The sequence below is a fragment of the Bacteroides sp. 90-K9/2 genome, from assembly GCF_047310725.1.
Lineage (GTDB): Bacteria > Bacteroidota > Bacteroidia > Bacteroidales > Bacteroidaceae > Bacteroides > Bacteroides vicugnae.
Genome location: NZ_JBCGVL010000002.1, coordinates 236,893 through 255,788, shown reverse-complemented (window position 1 = coordinate 255,788; position 18,896 = coordinate 236,893). Strand labels below are relative to the sequence as shown.

General features: G+C 46.0%; 8 protein-coding genes. All 8 read right to left on the bottom strand.

Features of this window, described 5'->3' with window-relative positions; genetic code table 11:
- Positions 1–38: 38 nt before the first annotated feature.
- Entirely contained in the window at positions 39–1,454 is a 1,416-nt protein-coding gene (locus AAHJ11_RS08470; protein WP_413579344.1) for an alpha/beta fold hydrolase, read from the bottom strand.
- A gap of 174 nt (positions 1,455–1,628) precedes the next feature.
- Entirely contained in the window at positions 1,629–2,840 is a 1,212-nt protein-coding gene (locus AAHJ11_RS08465; RefSeq protein ID WP_148367675.1) for an alginate lyase family protein, read from the bottom strand.
- A 60-nt stretch (positions 2,841–2,900) separates the two neighbouring features.
- On the bottom strand, positions 2,901–4,151 hold the full coding sequence (locus AAHJ11_RS08460; RefSeq protein ID WP_320978180.1) for a glycoside hydrolase family 88 protein: 1,251 nt from the start codon (positions 4,149–4,151) through the stop codon (positions 2,901–2,903).
- A gap of 8 nt (positions 4,152–4,159) precedes the next feature.
- Entirely contained in the window at positions 4,160–6,541 is a 2,382-nt protein-coding gene (locus tag AAHJ11_RS08455) for a glycoside hydrolase family 95 protein (protein WP_320978181.1), read from the bottom strand.
- 5 nt (positions 6,542–6,546) lie between these two features.
- On the bottom strand, positions 6,547–9,387 hold the full coding sequence (locus AAHJ11_RS08450) for a glycoside hydrolase family 3 N-terminal domain-containing protein (protein WP_413579342.1): 2,841 nt from the start codon (positions 9,385–9,387) through the stop codon (positions 6,547–6,549).
- Positions 9,388–9,434: 47 nt separating this feature from the next.
- Complete coding sequence (locus AAHJ11_RS08445; RefSeq protein ID WP_148367671.1) at positions 9,435–11,045, bottom strand: RagB/SusD family nutrient uptake outer membrane protein; 1,611 nt, start codon at positions 11,043–11,045, stop codon at positions 9,435–9,437.
- A 12-nt stretch (positions 11,046–11,057) separates the two neighbouring features.
- The gene (locus tag AAHJ11_RS08440; RefSeq protein WP_148367670.1) at positions 11,058–14,207 is read right to left on the bottom strand and encodes a SusC/RagA family TonB-linked outer membrane protein; all 3,150 of its coding nucleotides are present in this window, start codon (positions 14,205–14,207) and stop codon (positions 11,058–11,060) included.
- A gap of 565 nt (positions 14,208–14,772) precedes the next feature.
- On the bottom strand, positions 14,773–18,849 hold the full coding sequence (locus tag AAHJ11_RS08435) for a two-component regulator propeller domain-containing protein (RefSeq protein ID WP_413579340.1): 4,077 nt from the start codon (positions 18,847–18,849) through the stop codon (positions 14,773–14,775).
- Positions 18,850–18,896 lie beyond the last annotated feature (47 nt).

The following is an 18,896-nucleotide window of genomic DNA, read 5'->3' as shown; positions in this document are numbered from 1 at the left end:
AAGATGATTGCCGGGAGGTTGGAAGATGGATAAAGCGACTATTTCGTTTGCTTTAGAATCCATTCCGCGATATCTTTTAAAACTTCCGGGCTGATGGTTTCCTCCAGTTGCCCGTATTCTGCCAGTGTTCCTTTTTCGCAAGTCTGAAACAGATGGTTTAAGTAGGGATAGGCTTTGATAGTTACATTTGTATTTCCATTTCCAGTGATTTTTTCTTGGATGGCGGTCAGGTTCATGGCGGCATCCATTTGAATGTCTTTTTCTCCGTTTAGTGCCAGAACCGGACATTTTAGTTCCTTCAAGTCTTCGGCCGGATCATATCGCATAAAATGCAGATACCACGGAGAAGTCATCGAACTGATTTGTGCAGATATCTGCTGGATGGTATTTAAATCTTTCAATTGTTCGGGAGACATTGTTTGGGTAATGTCTGCATATAATTCTTTCTGTAACTCTTCGGGAGTCTTATCCGTTTGTTGCAGTATGGCGTACCTGTTTCGTATAGACGGTTTCATCCCCTGCCAGACTGCATCCGGCATTCCCTGGGAGTTAGATATTAACTCTACCTGCTTCAACATCAGACTGTCACCTTTCACACCGGCCCCTGCCAATGAAACGACAAATGCGATCGACGGATCTTTTTTTGCAACGATGAATGCAATGATTCCGCCCGCACTATGTCCGATGATACCGATTTTCTTCGCATTAATTTCTTTTCTGCTGCGCAGATAATTGATAGCAGCCTCCGTATCTCTGGCAAAATCCTCATTGGTAGCTGTTGCGTGATTACCTTGTGAAGCGGCAGTTCCCCTATCATCACATCTAAGTACGGCAATTCCGTTCCGGGTCAGATAATCGGCGATGACGAGGAAAGGTTTGTGTCCCATGATTTCTTCATCCCGGTTCTGTGCACCGCTCCCTGTCACCATAACCACTGCCGGAAACTTAGTTCCCTTTTGGGGAAGAGCCAATGTTCCGGCAAGGTTGATGTCATCCTGCTCATTCTTCACAATGACCTCTTCGCTTTTGTAAGGGAAAGGCGGTTGAGGCTCCTGCGGGCGCTTGGGGCGACCGGCTTCTCCCTTTTCCAAATTCAATGGAATAGGCATTCCCTGTGTAAACGTCCCACTGATTGTTTGATTACTATCCAATTTTCCTTTGTAAGAGGCATGGATAATGGGTATCTGGATCGTCAATATAGAATCATTGAAAGAAGTAGTCTGCGTCTTTATGCCGTTAGCTCCCTGGTCGGGGCTGTCCAATGTCGTCACATAAGTTCCCTGTTCTGTTTGACTGATATGGAATACAATAGTCAATGAACCGGTGGGAATGGAAAGTTTTCCATGCCAGGTTCCCGAAATATCCTGGGCAGAAACAGGGGATGAAAAGAACACTCCGGCTACTACTAGTCCGGTAATGAGGGTAACGATGCGGGCGGCTTTAATTATTTTCATAAGAGGAAAAATTAGATTTGATCTTATTGCAAATATAAGATATAACAAAGGTAACAATTTTCCTCATTATAAAAATAAGACATTACCCAATCTTGTCAGAATCTGGTAATATCTTATTCAGAAACATCTTAATCTATTCCGATGTCGTGTAATATTTATAATATACCTATTGAATTATTCTAAACTATATAACAATCGCCTTCTGTCCGTGCTGGATGGCTTCAGATATTTTTGGCAGATCTCCTCCCAACCCGATTTATTGTCATAGAAAGAAGCACGGTGCAATATCCAACAACTTGTTTGCAACTCTTTTTCCCAATCCCTGCTTTGCTGGTATGGAAACTCACTTTGTGGCTTGCCGATAAAAGAAGCCATATACTTCAATGCTTTCGCGATGCAACGCCCGTCTTTGGAAGTGCTGTTGTAGACATCTATACCTAATGTATGGCCGATTGCACACATATCCATTATAAGAGCCAGATTGTAGTTTGTGTAACTAAGTCCGTTGGTGCGCTCCAGTTCTCTAAGTTGCCTGCCGTCGGGTTCGATTTGTGGGAACAATCGTAACTTTGCAAACTCACTGATTGTCTTCCGTGCCAGGACGGAATCTCCGGTGAAGAGCGCATACACCGTTTGTTGCACGTCGAAAGATACCCCATGATTATTTTCAGATGTCCGTGCCTCGTCGGCTACAGGACTGGTGCGAATCCATTCCAGATAATCGGTAAACCAATCTTTCAGACCGGAACGGTCTGCTGTTGTAAAGGCGGTGGAAGTATTCATCATCTCTACTGCATCCAGTAAATTGATAAACGAATAAACATCAATCATGCCGAACCCTCTGCCCTTGTTCCCATTATGACCCGGAATCATTTGTGCATAATTCATGTTGGGATTCATGCGAGTTTCAGGGTTCAGAAACCAGATGCGGGTGAGTTCAGCAGCTTTGGCTGCATATTTCTCATTGCCGGAGAAATAGTAGGCGATTCCTAAAGTCGATATATCATTAATTGTCTTTCCGATGTTCGTACAGTCACTCGTTGCATTAGGGTTGCGTACTCCGTCTTTGCGGATATAAGGCAGACCGTCGGGTTTCGTCGGATCGGGCCACCAGTAAGGTCCCATACTAATGTAGTCGTGTTTGTCCCCGCTACCCGCAACCATCGTTTTATCCATCACGGAGACAGGTTTACTTTTCAGGGCTTTGTCCGCCTCATTCATCAATTTAGTGATGGCAGATGCATATTCTTTTGACTCCATACGGGCTTTTACCTTAGCCAGTTTCTCTCCGTCGTATATTCTGGTAGATGGAATTTGAGCAGTTACCCTTCCTGCTCCGGTGAATAGGAAGAGAATGACCATCCATAATTTAGTAGATTTCTTCATGGTTTTATCCGTTAGTTTAAACAATTAAATATTCCGTTTTCTTACCGACATGATTTAATATTAAAACAGTTTACCCGTTTTTTCTAATTTGTTTTTACGCATCAACGCTTCTATGAAATAATAGTCGGCATAGACAATAGGTACGTCCACTTCCGTATTAGTCGGTTTGGTACCCGTGCTGTGCAATAACAGGAAACCGTTGTCTTTCTTTAGCGTAGCGCGATAATGCTTCGTCAGGTTCTCTATGATCTTATCTGCATTGCTCCTGTAGCGTTCCCCCTTTTCAGGATCATACAGGCTAAGTTCATAAAGTGCCGAAGCGATGACCGTAGCCGCTGAAACATCACGCGGCTCGTCGGGTATACCGGGCGCATCGAAATCCCAGTAAGGAATAAGATCCTCCGGCATATTGGGATGAGTAAAGAGGTACTTCTCTATGTTTTGTGCCTGCTCCAAAAACTCCGGTAACTGGGTTTCGCGATAACACATCGTATATCCGTAGAGCGCCCATGCCTGTCCGCGTGACCAGGCAGATTCATCGGCAAAGCCCTGATGAGTATTCTTTTTTAATACCTGCCCTGTAATTGTATCATAATCTATCACATGATAACTGCTGAAATCAGGCCGGAAATGATGCTTCATCGTAGTTCTTGCATGATCGACCGCTATCCGGTAAAACGTAGAGTCTTTGCTCTCCTTAGTAGCCCAGAACAGCAGTTCAAGGTTCATCATATTATCAATAATCACCGGACATAGCCATTTGGCCGTACTATGATCCCACGACCGGATAATCCCTGCCGCCGGTTTGAAGCGTGTAGCGAGCGTGCGTGCTGATTGCAGCAATACCTCCTTGTAGTGTTCATCTTGCGTCAGACGGTATCCGTTGCCAAAGCTGCAATAGACTTTAAAACCCATGTCGTGAGTACTTCCGTTCATCTTTTCTTTTTCTAATATATCAGTATGTTGCTGGGCTTTCTTTTTCCAGAAATTGTTTTGGGTATATTCGTAAAGGAACCAAAGTTCTCCCGGAAAGAATCCGCTTGTCCAGTCTTTGGACGGCACCAAGTTCAGTGTCCCGTCCGGTTCCGAATTGCGGGGGTTGGTCAATTCTCCCCAACCGTTCTTTTCCCGTTTTGCGCGGCTTTCGGGTGACTCATTGACGATGGCATAATCTATCTCATCAAAAGCAAACCGGAGTTGTTGCTGTGCAAACTCCATGTTATCTTCAATGAGGTTGGTTGCCGGTTGGGGAGTGCAGCCGGCGAAACCTGCTCCCAGTGCCAGAATCGCTATTTGTTCTTTCAGTCTCATATCTTTTATTAATGGTTTAAGTAATAGGTATTTCCTTTTTGGGTGGCAAATCTGATGCGGTTCTTACTTTCCCGGATAGTTTTCACTTTCTTTCCTTTGGCGTCTTTGATTGTAAAATTGGCAATATCCTTGTATTGAATGACGCATTCGCCACCCGCTCTGGATAAGACATCCATTTGAGTCATGAGTCCCTGTTTCCAGAAAACGGAAACTACAAAGTTTCCCCGGGCTACCAAACCTTCATAACTTCCGTCTCTCCATGCAGCCGGCAGGGCGGGGAGAGGGTTGATATACCCTTCATGACTTTGAATCAACATTTCTGCTACTCCGGCAGTCCCTCCCAGGTTTCCGTCAATCTGGAAAGGCGGGTGCATATTCCACAGGTTTTCGAGGATGTATTTCTTCAATAACAGCTGGTATCGTTGGTATGCCATATCCCCGTCTTTTACCCGTGCCCATAAGTTTAAACGATGGGCGACACCCCATCCTGTCGATTTATCTCCCCGGTTGTTTAAAGTTACGGTAGCCGCCTTCAACCATTCGGGAGTCTCCGCATTAATCAGCGTACCCGGATAGAGTGCGCATAAATGCGAAATATGGCGATGGCGCGGATCTCCGATGTCACTATACTTTTTTTCTTCACGATATTCCTTTATCTGCCCCGATTCTCCAATTTGGATGGCATCCAGTTTGCCAATCTGCTCTTTTATCGTCCGGAGGAAAGGCGACTCCTCTTTCAGGATATCCGCTGCTTTCAATACATCATGAAAACTCTCCCAAATCATTCCCTGATCGAATGCACAACCTTTCGTCTGGTAAGTCGTACCGTTATGATATTGTTCAGGCGAAGAAGACGGATCAGCCAGCAAATATCCTTCCTCTGTCGGTTTCAGAGTTTTCGAAAGAAATTTGGCCATACCCAGCATGGCGGGATAAGAGTGTTTCTTCAGTATATCCTCATCCCTGGTGAAATCATAATAATCCCAGAATAATTTGGTGGTGAATCCTCCCGTTCCAGGTCCCGAATGTCCGCCGGGGCTATCTATTGAGAAAGCGTTTGCCCCTGTTCCGATGGTCCATCCGTTTTCTTCGGGGATGGCCGATAAGGCGTCAGGGTTATTCTTTTTGATATAACCTGTCGCTTTCTCGTTGGCCGATTGACGGAAAGCCTCATTGTATTCCACATAAGGAATAAATACTTCCGCCAGATTCGTGTTAAAGGCAGCCCAGTAATTCATTTGTATATTGATGTTATGCCAGTAGCCTCCGGACCAGGGCGCATATTCATACTGGCTCCATGCTCCCTGAAGGTGGGGTGGTAACGAACCCTTTCTCGACGAAGCGATTAATAAATAACGTCCGTACTGGAACAATAATTCATCCATATATAAACTTTCTTTTCCTCTCTGATAGTCGTGCAACAGGCTGTCAGTCGGTATACCGAGAGTCTCATCACAAAGACGCAAGTCCACCCGGCTGAAGAGAGACTGATAATCGGCTATATGCTCTTTGCACAATGCCTCATATCCTTTGTCGGCCGCTTTTTGTATGCATTGGCTGACAGCACGGTGCGGATGCTCGTTTCCGGTAAACTTGTTTTCCGGAGATGCTGTGAATACCGAACTTTTCAGTTGATAAGCAGTTTGTGCATTAATCAGTAACACTACGCTGTCAGCCTGTTGTATGCGGATGGTTCCGTTGTTTCCCGATTCGTCGTTCATCGCTTTTAGCTGTCCCCCACTGGGAATTACTTTAATCTGCGCTTCATACGGCAGCCGGAAAAACTGTATATCTCCGGTCAGGGTAATCAAGTCATTCTGTGCTGATACCTTGCCTGTACGTCCGGTTCCTTCGTCGTTATATTCGTGCAGGTAAGGAAGCACGGGACGAAGAGTGAACGAAATCTTTCCGGGTTGGTCCGCTTTGAGCTTTACGACGATTACATTGCTTGGGTAGTTGGCGAAATATTCCCTTGTATAGTTCACACCCTCGTATTGGTAGTTTACCGTAGAGATGGCATCGTTGAGGCGCAGTGAACGTTTGTAGTTCAATGGCTGGTCATGGTGAATACCCTCTATATATATTTCCGCAAAGTTGCCGATGCCCCCTTTCTTGTACGGTCCTTTGACGCCGAATGTTTTTTCTGTCAACTGAATACGCTCCGTATCCGTGCGTCCGAATATGCAAGCCCCCATATATCCGTTCCCTATGGGTAAAGACCATCTCTCCCAATATTTGTCATAAGGGAATCCGCGACTCTTTACAATGTTTTCAGCTCCTTCATTAGGTGCAGGCTGACTGTACCACAACGAATATTCTTTCTGTTGTGCTGATGCCGACGGCAGAATAAACAGACACATAATAAGTAAGAGGAATAGTCTGGTTTTCATATATCTTATTTTTTAATTTGAGGTAATTTGATTTCTGTAATGCCCACTCTGTCACTGCCTAACACGATACGCAGGTCGCTGGCAGTAGTTCCTTTAAAAGGAAAGTTCAACAGCTTATGATACTCTTTCACTGTGCCGGAGTACACCGTCAGGAACTGTCCGCCACCACTGGAAAGCTGTATTTCAAAATCGGTTTCCAGTCCGTTATCGCGATGAAAGGCAATGGAAATGCCATCCACTTTCGCTTCGTTCTGTAAGGCAAAGGTGATGTAATCCCCTTTGTTTCCCTCCCAGAAAGTGGTAAGGTCGTTATCCACCACGTTATTCACCGTTTCCTGATTCGTACTTGCACTTATCGGAGCTTCGTTTTCCTTGCTTTGCGGAGTAGAGTCGTTTATGCAGTCAACCACCGTTAACGTGCCGTTCAGACGAATATCCGTAGAAGAAGCCCCTACCATCAGTGTGAAATCACCGGGCTCTACTACCCAATGCATATCCGCGTTCAGCAATTCCAATGCCTTCCGGTCAATGGGAAAAGAAACTTCCTTTGTTTCGCCCGGCTTCAGATGGATTCGTTCAAATCCGGCCAGGTTCTTCTCGTACGTAGTGACGCTGCTCAACACATCGCGCACATAGAGCTGTACTACTTCATCTCCTGCCCGTTTGCCTGTATTCGTCACTTTGCAGGTGACATACGTCTTTTGATTAGGAGTGATAACTGCCGGAGTTATTTTCAGGTCGGAATATTCGAAAGAGGTATAACTCAAGCCATATCCGAAAGCATACAATGCACCGTTGGCACGTGACATATTGCCATCCATTCCCGGATTCTTCCCCCCATCAATTTGAGAAGACGGTTTGCACGGGAAATTGAAAGGAATTTGTCCCACTGTTTTCGGGAAAGTGACAGTTAGTTTACCGCCCGGATTATAATCTCCGAAAAGCACGTCGGCTACCGCTTTTCCACCTTTCGCTCCCGGATACCACGCTTCGAGAATGGCGGGAACAAACTTGTCAGCCCAGTTAATAGACAAAGGTCTTCCGTTGATAAGCACCAGTACGACAGGTTTGCCCGTAGCCACTACTGCTTTCAACAGGTCAAGTTGCCTCCCCGGCAGATCGAGACTACTGCGGGATTTGTTCTCTCCGCACGTACGCTGTCCGCCTCCCAATACAACTACCGCTACATCCGCCTCTTTTGCCTGACTGACAGCTTTGTCTATTTCCTTTTGCTCTTCTTCCGTCAGCGGAAAATCAATCAATTCCGATTCCGGCCAGTTCGCATCTACCAGTTCGCATCCTTTGCTATAAAGCACTTCCGCTTTCCCGTCCGTCTTCTCTTGAATACCTTTCAGTACGGAAGTCACCTCTACCGCCAACGGCCCATAATGTCCCAATGCATAAGAACATTCATCCGCATTCGGTCCGCAAACCGCTATCTTCTTGATACCTGAAATATCCAGCGGCAACACGTCTTGATCGTTTTTCAGCAGTACGATCGATTCCCGGGAAGCCTGCAGGGCGACTTCCTCGTTTTCTGCTTTCTCCACTTTTTCATCCGCCCCTTTCAAATCTGTCTGATACGGATGATCGAACAGTCCGACTAAAAACTTGACACGCAGAATATCCCGTACCCGGTCATTGATGACCTCCTCACTCAATCCTCCCTCTTTCACTAATTCCCTCAACGGCAATACATAAGAATCGGGAGAGCGGAACGTGCAACGGACATTTAATCCGGCTTCTACGCTTTGCCTTACCGCCTCTTTCATATCCTTGGCAGTATTATGTTTGGTATAAAGATACTCCACAGCATCACTGTCGGAAACAACATACCCACGAAATCCCATCTCTCCGCGCAGGCGGGTAGTCAGCCAGTAATAGCTGCTTTGGATAGGAAACCCGTCATAATCATTGTAAGAACTCATCACTCCCAGCAATCCCGCTTCACGGATCACCCGCTTGAAAGGATAAACATGAACCATCTCAACCTCGCGCGGAGACATCTGCGGATCGACGCGGGACATACCTTCACGCCCGCCTTTGTTGTTACTGTAAGCGATGAAATGCTTTCCCGTGGCAGCCACCTGATAATCCTGCTGCATCCCCCGTACCATTTCAATGCCCAGTTCAGCTACCAGATAAGGAGACTCCCCGTACACTTCTTCATAACGTCCCCACCGCTGGTCGCGCCCCACATCGAGTATGGGCGCGTAAACATTGGTATACCCCAGCATACGGGCTTCCCGTCCGGTGATGACACCGACCTGGCGGATGAGTTCCCGATTCCAGGTATGTCCTAATCCGAGTTGAGTAGGAAAGTTCGTTGCTTTGTAACTTTCTACCCCACGAATCCCTTCGTTGGTGAAATCGGTAGGAATACCCAACCGGGTTTCTTCTATAAAGAACCGCTGCACCTCATTCAACGCCCACGCATGACGGGAAGCAGGCCAGACATATTCATTGTCCGATGGAGGAAGTCCCCATTGTTGAAATCCGTTCAGGTGCTCGTCAATGGCTCCGATACCATCTTTCCACAACTGGTTCTTCCATTCGGGAGTGGGCAGATCATCCTTTAATACCCTCTTATATCCATACAGAGTGACCATCTGACAGGTCTTTTCTTCCAGCGTCATCTGCTTGAGCAAATCCTCGATGCGTGCATCGACAGGTGCTGAAGGATCTTCATAGATGTCCTTCACCCCGTTCTTGTTAAAGTCTATCCATCCCTTTTTATACATCTCGGTACGGACAGGTTTATATATGGCAGGTGTTTTAACTGTTTTCTGTGCAGCAAGAAATCCGCAACTTCCTGACAAAAGGACTGTAATTAATAGCTGTTTCATGGTTTTTCTGTTGGGGGTATAATGTTTCTCAAAACGGGGAGATAAGACTATTCTGCTGCGTTACTCCAATAAGAGTTTTGTTTCAGAAGTAAGTTCACTCCCAATTCTTTCATCGGAATAGGCAGGAACTGATGCCTTTCTTCCGTATTGGCTGCATATTCTTTAGCTGCTTTATAATACCCGCTGGTAGTCCACCGTTTGTCGTTCGTGGCTTCAGTCAGTTTGTTATGAGCGGCATCATAATAGATTCCCCAGCGGATAAGGTCGTACTTGCGCAGACTCTCGAAACAGAGTTCGCGGGCTCTTTCATCGCGCACTTCCTGTTGGAATTCCGCGTATGACAGGTTCTCCACTTTATCGATTCCGGCACGTTCGCGTACCTCATTGATTGCATCGTAGGCCAGGTCAGTAGGAGCTTTACCGGCTTCGTTCTCGGCTTCGGCCAGCATGAGCAGCACATCGGCATAACGCAGCACCGGATAGTTGATCTGGTCGTTGTTCTTCTCTTTAGGGGAAGTAGTGGTCCATTCCCTGCGGTATTTGCCGCAACGGCGTGTCACGATTTCCGTATCTTTCCAGTATACCGCGGCGTCGCTGGCGTCGAGCTTGTAAGTAGCCATTGATAAGTCGCGACGTAAGTCACCGGGGTTTTTCTCGAACAAATCCCATAAGATCAGTGAACCGCAATAGAACCCGTAGGCATATCCCTTACCGGTGGAAGAGGTGTTTTCCTGCCAGTTTCCGATAGTGTTTCCTATGCGTGAGTAGGTAAACTTGCCGTCTACGCGGGTACCGATGAATTCCACTTCCCACATACTTTCATTGTATTCCGTATCATACTTGTCGGAAGCGATGTTTTTCCAGATCGCATAGATGTCTCCCTGATACAGTTTGTGCTTATGCGAGTCATACACAGCCTTGGCATACTTGGCCGCTTTTTCATAAAACTCCTTGCCGCCATTGGAGGGCGATCCGGCACGCCATAAGCAGACGCGTGCCAATATGCCTTGAACAGTCGTCTTTTTGACGTGTGATGGAGACAGGTCGTATTTGGAGTCATCCACCAGGTCGATGCAGTCTTCCATCTCCTTGATAATCCAGTCAATGGCTTCTGCATGCGGAGTTGCCGCAAGGGAGCTGTTATTGATGTCGGTCACGGTTTCCGTGCGGATGGGTACTTCATACCAGCTCTGTACAAGCAGAAAGTGGTAGTAGGCACGCAGGAATTTGGCTTCTCCCTTAATGCGGTTCTTCACGGCTGCATCCGGAATGTTGGCTGCATCGATATTGTCCAATAATACGTTGGCGTTGTTGATACCGGAATAGAGCTGCGTCCACGTCTGGTAAATATCATTATTACTTGAATTGTGTGAGTTGGTATAAACCTGACCGCTTTGGTTCAGGCGGGCATAGTAACTCAAGTCGTCGGTATTGGATAGGATATTCGAGTACCTCTCACCGTATACATGGTCGGTAGCCAGTGTCCAATAAACTCCGGCCAGTGCCATCATACAGTCACTTTCATTTTTGTAGAAGATTTCGGGAGAGACGAAATCATGCGGGTTTTTATCCAGGAAGTCTGAACAGGATGACAGTAATAAGGACATACATCCTAATGCCAGTACAGCGGTCTTTAAATTGCGATATATCTTTTTCATGTTGAATACTCTTTAAAATGTTATGTTTACGCCAAATGATGCATTGAATGAACGCGGGCAGGAAGACCAGTCGAATCCGGGAGTCAATACGCTGTTGCGGACGGAAACTTCCGGGTCTGAACCGGAATATCCCGAGAGGGTGGCTATATTTTCAGCGGAGAAGTACACTCTGGCTGCCTGAATACCCAGTTTGTAGAGTGCTTTTCTTCCTAAGTTGTATCCTAAAGAGATGGTCTTTAACTTTAGGAAAGAGCCGTCTTCCACGTACAGAGAACTGTAATGTTTGGCGTCCAGAGCTTGCGCTCTCGGCATGTCACTGGTAGGATTGGCTGCGCTCCAGCGGTTGTTGTAAGAGGCGAACATATTCGTATTGGTCCGGTTGCTCGGATTTTCGAAAACCATTCTGTTTGCATTCAGAATATCGTTTCCATAGCTCCATTGCAGGAAGATATTCAAGTCCCAGTTCTTATAGACAAAGTTGTTGGTGAATCCTCCCGTGTGTTTCGGTTGTCCGTTGCCGATAATGGTACGGTCGTCGTCGGTGATTTTGTTGGTTCCGTCGTTGGACAGTTTTTTGTATCTGGGGTCACCCGGTTGTACACTGTCGGAGATTCTGGGGATTCCGTCTTTCAGTTTGTATGATATGGAGCCGTCCGAATTAGTGGTCTGGTTAAAATCGTCGTACTTGTAAGTACCCTCGTAGATGTAACCATACAGTTTTCCGGCAGATTCACCTACGCGGCTGATATAAGCAGGCATATTGTTGTAGGCATTATCCCATCTGACGTAGCTAAGCATTTCTTTCTGTCCGGAGTTGAGGGCGATAATTTCATTATTGTTGAATGCAATGTTGAAGTTAGAGCTCCATGTGAAGTCTTTCGTTGTGATATTGGTACTTTCCAGGGTGATTTCAAAACCTTTGTTACGCAGCTTACCGATATTCAGTGTTGCTGTGGCATAACCCGAACTTGCCGGAACTTCCGCGTTCAATAACAGGTCTTTGGTCGTTTTGATATAGTAGTCCAGTGTCAGGTTGATGCGGCCTTTGAGGAAGCCCAGATCGATACCGAGGTCGAACTGTTCGGTCGTCTCCCATTTCAGGCTGGGGTTGGCCATGGAACTCAGTACATAACCGGTAGTGAAAGAGCTGTCCCACGGATATTTATAGTAGTCGCTGTGTGTAATCAGCTGCGCCATATAATCATAATTTCCGATGCGGTTGTTACCCGTCAGACCCCAGCTTGCGCGTAATTTACCGTTTGACAGCCAGGGAAGATTCCCGCTTACAAAACTCTCACGTGAAAAAGTCCATGCCAGCGAACCGGACGGGAAGTATCCCCAGCGATTGTCCTTGGCAAACTTGGAAGAGCCGTCGGCACGTATGGTAAAGTTTGCGTAATATTTTGATTTATAATTGTAATTGAAACGGGTAAAGTAAGACATCATAGCGTTGTCGCCCAGCGATGCAGTGGTCGTCGGAGTAGCTTCACTCTTACCGATACCTGCCATGCCGAAAGATTCGTTCGTGATGTAATCCTGCGTGATACTGGTCGTATAATCGGAGTATTTCTGGAAAGTCAGACCGGCCAGTGCGTTGAAGCTGTGTTTGTTCTTGTTGAACTGATAAGTCAACGTATTCTCATTCAGGTAATTTCTGGTTTCCTGTTGAGTCAGCTTGGCATTGATACCCTTGCTTTGTGTATTCTTAGGATGCGAGTTACCTGTACGGGTCTGACTGCCGTTGAACTCTTCTCTTTTGATGTCCCGTCCCGTATATCCGGCGGTAGTCTTGAATTTCAGGTTTTTGATGATTTCCCATTCCACTCCTAAGTTGGCTTGCAGGTGATTAGTCGTGTTGCGGCGGTATTCATTCCGTGCGGAAAGTACCGGATTGAAACGATAGTCATCGCTCATCGACACATCTTCATCGTACATGGCCGCCAACAGGTCGGAACCCGACGGAGAAACCGGACGGTATCCCCAAACACTGTATAATAAGGAATGAGACATCGACGAAGCCTGTGCCGACGGACTGACTCCGTTCTGCACGTTACTGGCGAAATTCGCATTCGCATTTACCTTTATCTTCTTATTGATTTGCTGGCTGAAATTGAAACGTCCCTGATAACGGCTCAAATCCGTATTGATAACAATACCCTGCTGGTTGCTGTAAGAGAGCGAAGCCGAATATTTCATTTTGTCGCTACCGCCGTTCAATCCCACATAGTGATTGTGGCTGACGGCTGTACGGTAGATTTCATCCTGCCAGTCATAATCTCTAAAAGTTTTGTAATCTTCCAGAGTGACGCCATTCTTCAGATAATAATTGGAGAAGTCGTCTGCCGACATGATTTCCTGTTGTAACAAAGCGAAATCATAACCGCTCATCATATCCATCGTTTTGTTGACTTTGCTTATGCTGACGCTTCCGTTATAAGTCACTTTCGCCTTGCTGGCCTGTCCCTGTTTGGTGGTGATGATGACGACACCATTGGCACCGCGCGAACCGTAAATAGCTGTGGCGGACGCATCTTTCAAGATGTCGATAGATGCGATGTCATTCGGATTGAGGGCGCTCATGCTGGAATTTTCCTGCGGGAATCCATCTATTACATAGAGAGGAGCCGTGCTTTGCGTCAGCGAACCCGCTCCGCGGATGACGATATTGAAGTTATCCCCCAAAGCTCCGTCGGTAGAAGTCACCTGTACACCGGCAATACGGCCACCCAGACTCTCCGCGATATTGTTTACCGGGGTTTTCGTCATATCACTTATATTGGCCTTGCCGATAGAACCGGTCAGGTCCCGTCTTCTGACGTCACCGTAACCCACAGCCACTACAGTTACCTCTTCCAATGTCTGGGCATCTTCTTCCATTACAATATCGAATCTTTTCTTATTGCCCACTTTCACTTCCTGGGTTTTATAACCTACAAAAGAGAATTTCAGAACGTCGCCGGATTTTACATTTCCTAATTTAAATTCGCCGTCCATGTTTGTAGTCACTCCATTTGTTGTTCCTTTTACCACCACACTGACTCCTGCGAGTTCTCCGGAGGCATCGACAACTTTACCTGTAATTTGGCTTCCCGTCTGTGCTTGAATAGCAGATGTACACCAGAACGAAATAACCAATAGCATGAAAGCTACTTTCTGTTTCATAAATATTAGTTTAATAAATTGTTAAATAAAAGATTTCTGTTCTATTTCTGATAACTACTTCGATCGCAGAGACAAAACTCCGACGATGTTTTTCTGACTCAAAAATAGGACGTTCCGACGAGAGTCGATTACACAGGCTATTCTAATGCTTGTAAAAACGGACACTCCCTGAAAAATACGTCATTTTACAAACGTATGGTGGAATATTACAAACTAACGTGCGGAAATGCAATCCATCCGTTCCGCCGATGAGGCAATATTTCCAGTCTCCCTCTTGCTTTTTACTGTTTAATTTTGTATCTTTAGAGTTTCTCATCCTTCTAAAGACAGGTAGTCATATTATAAAGTGACTAATGTCATCTTATAAGGTGATATTTATCATTCTATAAGGTGACTATTGTCACCTTACAACGGGACGACTACCCGACTGCATAAAAGTTCACTAATTCCTGCACTGAAAATCCTTAATCTCTGCACTGAAAAACCTTAGATACAACGATGAAATAATAATCTGTTACGGTGCAACAATCAAACATTTAATTGTATTGAAGGATAACAGTAGGTGTTATTTCCCCTCCGCTTTGTTCTTGAACTCGGTTGGTGAAACGCCGTACAATGCCTTGAAGCAATTGGAGAAATAGGCCAGACTGTTATAACCCACCGCACAATATACTTCTGTAATTGTCATATCTGTCTCTTTCAGCATCTTGGCAGCAGTTTCCAACCGGAAGTTACGGATAAACTCATTCGGCGAATATCCGGTGATCTGTTTTATTTTCCGGTAGAGGTTCGATTTACTTAAACCGAGTTCTCTGCAGAAAGCATCCAGGTTCAGATCGGAATTGGCAATGTTCTGCTGCAAAGTGGCATATAGATTCTGCATAAATTTCTCGTCCACAGATGTCATATCCACTCCCAGGGATTCGAGAGAGAAGTTTTTGCTGTACAGGTCTTTCAGCCTTTCCCGGCTTTGGATGATGTTGTCCACTCTGACTTTCAATATCGAAGCGTCGAAAGGTTTGGTGATGTACTCGTCCGCTCCGGCGGCGTATCCCTCTTTAATATCGTTCGTACCCGTCTTGGCAGTGACCATGATGATAGGGATATGGCTGGTATTCATGTCTTTCTTCAGTTGCCGGATCAGTTCGATACCGTTCATTTTCGGCATCATCAGGTCGGTGATAATCAGGTTTGGCAACAGGTTGATGGCCTTGGCGAGCGCTTCTTCACCATTAGTCACTCCTATTACGTTGTATTTATCCGCCAGACAGGAACAGATATAGTTGTTCAGGTCGCGATTGTCTTCTACTATCAGAATCGTGGCCTGCTTCTTGCCCGAATGCTCGGCTTCGAAAGCAGTGTCCGGAAGTTCCACATTAAATAATACGGTTTCATTGGCGGATGATTCTACCATCGTTTCCGGGTCGAAACCGTTTTTGTCGATAGGCAGGACAAATTGGAAGACTGCGCCGGAGTCGGGAGCGTTGTCTGCCCATATCACTCCGTGGTGCATTTCTATAATGGCTTTGCTTAGGCTTAGTCCGATGCCCGTTCCCGATTTGGAATGTTCGTTTTGTGCTACCTGATAGAAAGGACGGAAGATTTTCTCCAGTTCGTCGGGATCAATGCCGACACCGTTGTCCTGAATGGATACGGTGAGGTATTTTATTTCCGGGTCCTTATACTTGTTCAGTCTGGCAGGCACGAAGATAGCAAGTTCGGAGAGTGATTTCACATTCAGTTCCACTCGTATGGAACCTCCGTCCGGTACGTTCTTGAAAGCATTGGAGAGAAAGTTGAAATAAACTTTTTCCAGCAGGTTCCAGTCGAACCACACCGGTTGCTCGTCTACGGCATGTTTGAACCTTAAATGGATGTTCCGGTACAGTGCCAGATCCTGAAAAGAGCTTACCGCTTCGTGTGTGAACTTGACGATGTCATGCTCGGAAACTTGTAGTTTCATGGTTCCGCTTTCATTCTTTTGCAGATCCATCAGGTTGTTGACGATACGGAGCAGGCGCTGCGCGTTGCGCAGCATTAGCTGGGATTTGTAGTGGACATCATCCACCAGATCCGTTCGCTTTACGAATTCCTCCAATGGAGCCATGATTAAGGTCAACGGCGTACGCAGTTCGTGTGAGAAGTTGGTGAAGAGGCGGTTTCGTTCCTGATAAAACTCTTCGTGCACTTCCGCTTCCATTTGTTTGAGCCTGATGTTGTTTTGCAGGCGTTTCTTCTCCGTAAAATAGCGGATAATGAAAGCGATCAGGGCAATGGCGACGACACTGTATATCAAGTAAGCCCACCAGGTCTTCCACAGGGGAGGCAAGACAACGATTTCCAGTGTGGCTCCCTGTTCATTCCAGATTCCGTCGTTGTTAGAGCCTTTCACGATGAAGCGGTAAGTTCCGGCCGGAATATTGGTATAGTAGGCAGTACGTCGGTTGCCGACCTTGTTCCAGTCAGAGTCGAATCCCTCCAGTTTGTAGGAATATTCGTTCTTGCTGTTGAAGATATAGTTCAGCGCACAGTATTCAATGGTTATATTGGTCTGATTATGATTGAGTACGATCTTCTTTTGGGTGGAGATGTTCTCCTGCAGTACATTCTCTTCGTCGTTGGGGCATACCAGTTTGTTGTTGATATATAGTTTGTCCAATATAATGGGAGGGACGTTGGGGTTGGTGACGATATCATTGGGGTTGAACAGGGTAAAACCGTTGTTGCCGGCAAAGAAAATCCGGTTGTCGGACAGGCGGAATCCTGCACAGGGAGAAAACTCCTGTATCTGTATTCCGCTTTCTTTGTTGTAATTGGTGATGCTCCGGGTACGGAGGTCCAATCTCGAAATGCCGTTTAGCGTGCTGATCCATAAACTGTTGTCGGCTCCCTCCACCACTTTGCAAACCTGATTGCTTTGCAAGCCGCTTTTCTCATTGTAGGTGATGAATTGCTCGGTCGTGATGTTGAATTCACTTAGTCCGCCATCCATGCTGCTGATCCATATCCTGCCGGAACGGTCCTTTAGAATACTGCTGATATGTTTGGCAGTTAGTCCGTTGGTGTGGTTGTAGGAAAGCAGGGAGTGATTGATCTTGTCATAAAAGAATAAACCTTTCTCTTTGGTGCCGATTAGAAACACATCGTTACTGATTTCGCATACACAGATGACACTGGCAAAACGGAAAGTGCCCTCGCCTTTTACGGCAAATTCGGTCTGCACATGGAGCGATGGGGTATCTGAAATAAACATCAGTCCCTCTTTCGGACTTGTAGAACCTACAACCAGTTCTCCGGAAATGCTTTTACTGATGTGGTAAATCGGATTCCGGTCATTATTCTGAAAGATCAGTGAGAAATGGTGATTGTGCAGGTTGAATTCATAGATTTCCCCGATGCTCGTTCCGCATAAAATCCGGTTCTTGTCGTAATAGACGGTTTTAATGACGCTTTGCATCGACTCACCGGGATTGTGCGGGAGTATGTATTGCTGGAAAGTCTGCTGTTCGAGGTCGAAAGTAATCAATCCTCCTCCTTCGGCTCCGATGTATAAAGTCCCTTCGTGTTCGATGGCAGGGCCTAAGATACCCAGAGTTTTGTTTAGGGATGAGCTGGGATTGTAAAAGTCGAAGAGATGTCCGTAAGGGTTATAGTAGCTGATACCTCCTGCATACGTTCCGATCCAGATGGTTTGCATCCGGTCGAACAGAATGCTGTAGATGGAATGATGACTCAATGTGCCCTGTGTGCCGTAGCGATAGGTTTGTATCCGGTTGGTCACCGGATTGAGGATGTTCAGACCGTCGAAAGTGCCTATCCATATTTCACCCGAGGGAGACTCGTTGATGCAACGGACGTTATTGTTGGATAGTCCGTTCCGGGTATTGTAACACACCACTTCCTCCGGATCGTGTTTGATGACATAGACGCCGTGTGTGTCGTTTCCCAGCCATATATTTCCTTTTCTGTCGATGTGCACTTTTCTGATCCGGTTTGACGGGATAGGCAGTGATTCGGAATTCTGTTGAAAGGAACGGACTACTGCCTGCTGCTGTAAATCGTAGATAAGCAGTCCTCTGTTGTAGGAGGCGATGTAGAGTTTGTGGTCTCTTTCAATAATGTCATTTACCCAGTTCCCTTTCAGCTCTTTGGTGGAGATGTTTTTCAGGGAATCTCCCTGGGGAGTGTAGGCAAACAGTCCTTCAGAGGCGGCTCCTACCCATAAGGTACCCTGCTGGTCAAGACAAAGTGAGGTAATCTTGTTCTTGTCCTTGTTTTCCTGCTGGTTGATATGATACCGCTTAAACTCGTTCTTGTTCTTGTCGAGCCTGTTCAGACCGTTTTCTGTGCCTATCCACAGGTTGCCTTCTGCATCTTCCGCCATGCAATTAATGATATTGCTACTGATACTGTGCGGATCGTCGGCATGGTTCCAGTAAACCTCGAAGGAATTTCCGTTGAATTTATTGAGTCCGTTGCGTGTACCAAACCATATATATCCTAATTTGTCCTGATAGATACAGGTGACGTTCAGTTGGGATAATCCATCTTTGACAGACAAATGAGAGAAATGATAAGGCTGATTGGCAAAAAGAAACTGTACGGAAATAGCAAACAGCAATGTACAAAAAAGTCTTTTCATAAGTGGATGATTTTAAGGAAAGAGTGTTTTTACTTGCAACAAAAATA

What these genes read in the sequence shown, in the direction of transcription:
- AAHJ11_RS08455 (WP_320978181.1), bottom strand. Translation starts at nt 6,541, where the DNA reads ATGAAAACCAGACTATTCCTCTTACTTATTATGTGTCTGTTTATTCTG.
- AAHJ11_RS08445 (WP_148367671.1), bottom strand. Translation starts at nt 11,045, where the DNA reads ATGAAAAAGATATATCGCAATTTAAAGACCGCTGTACTGGCATTAGGA.
- AAHJ11_RS08435 (WP_413579340.1), bottom strand. Translation starts at nt 18,849, where the DNA reads ATGAAAAGACTTTTTTGTACATTGCTGTTTGCTATTTCCGTACAGTTT.
- AAHJ11_RS08470 (WP_413579344.1), bottom strand. Translation starts at nt 1,454, where the DNA reads ATGAAAATAATTAAAGCCGCCCGCATCGTTACCCTCATTACCGGACTA.
- AAHJ11_RS08460 (WP_320978180.1), bottom strand. Translation starts at nt 4,151, where the DNA reads ATGAGACTGAAAGAACAAATAGCGATTCTGGCACTGGGAGCAGGTTTC.
- AAHJ11_RS08465 (WP_148367675.1), bottom strand. Translation starts at nt 2,840, where the DNA reads ATGAAGAAATCTACTAAATTATGGATGGTCATTCTCTTCCTATTCACC.
- AAHJ11_RS08440 (WP_148367670.1), bottom strand. Translation starts at nt 14,207, where the DNA reads ATGAAACAGAAAGTAGCTTTCATGCTATTGGTTATTTCGTTCTGGTGT.
- AAHJ11_RS08450 (WP_413579342.1), bottom strand. Translation starts at nt 9,387, where the DNA reads ATGAAACAGCTATTAATTACAGTCCTTTTGTCAGGAAGTTGCGGATTT.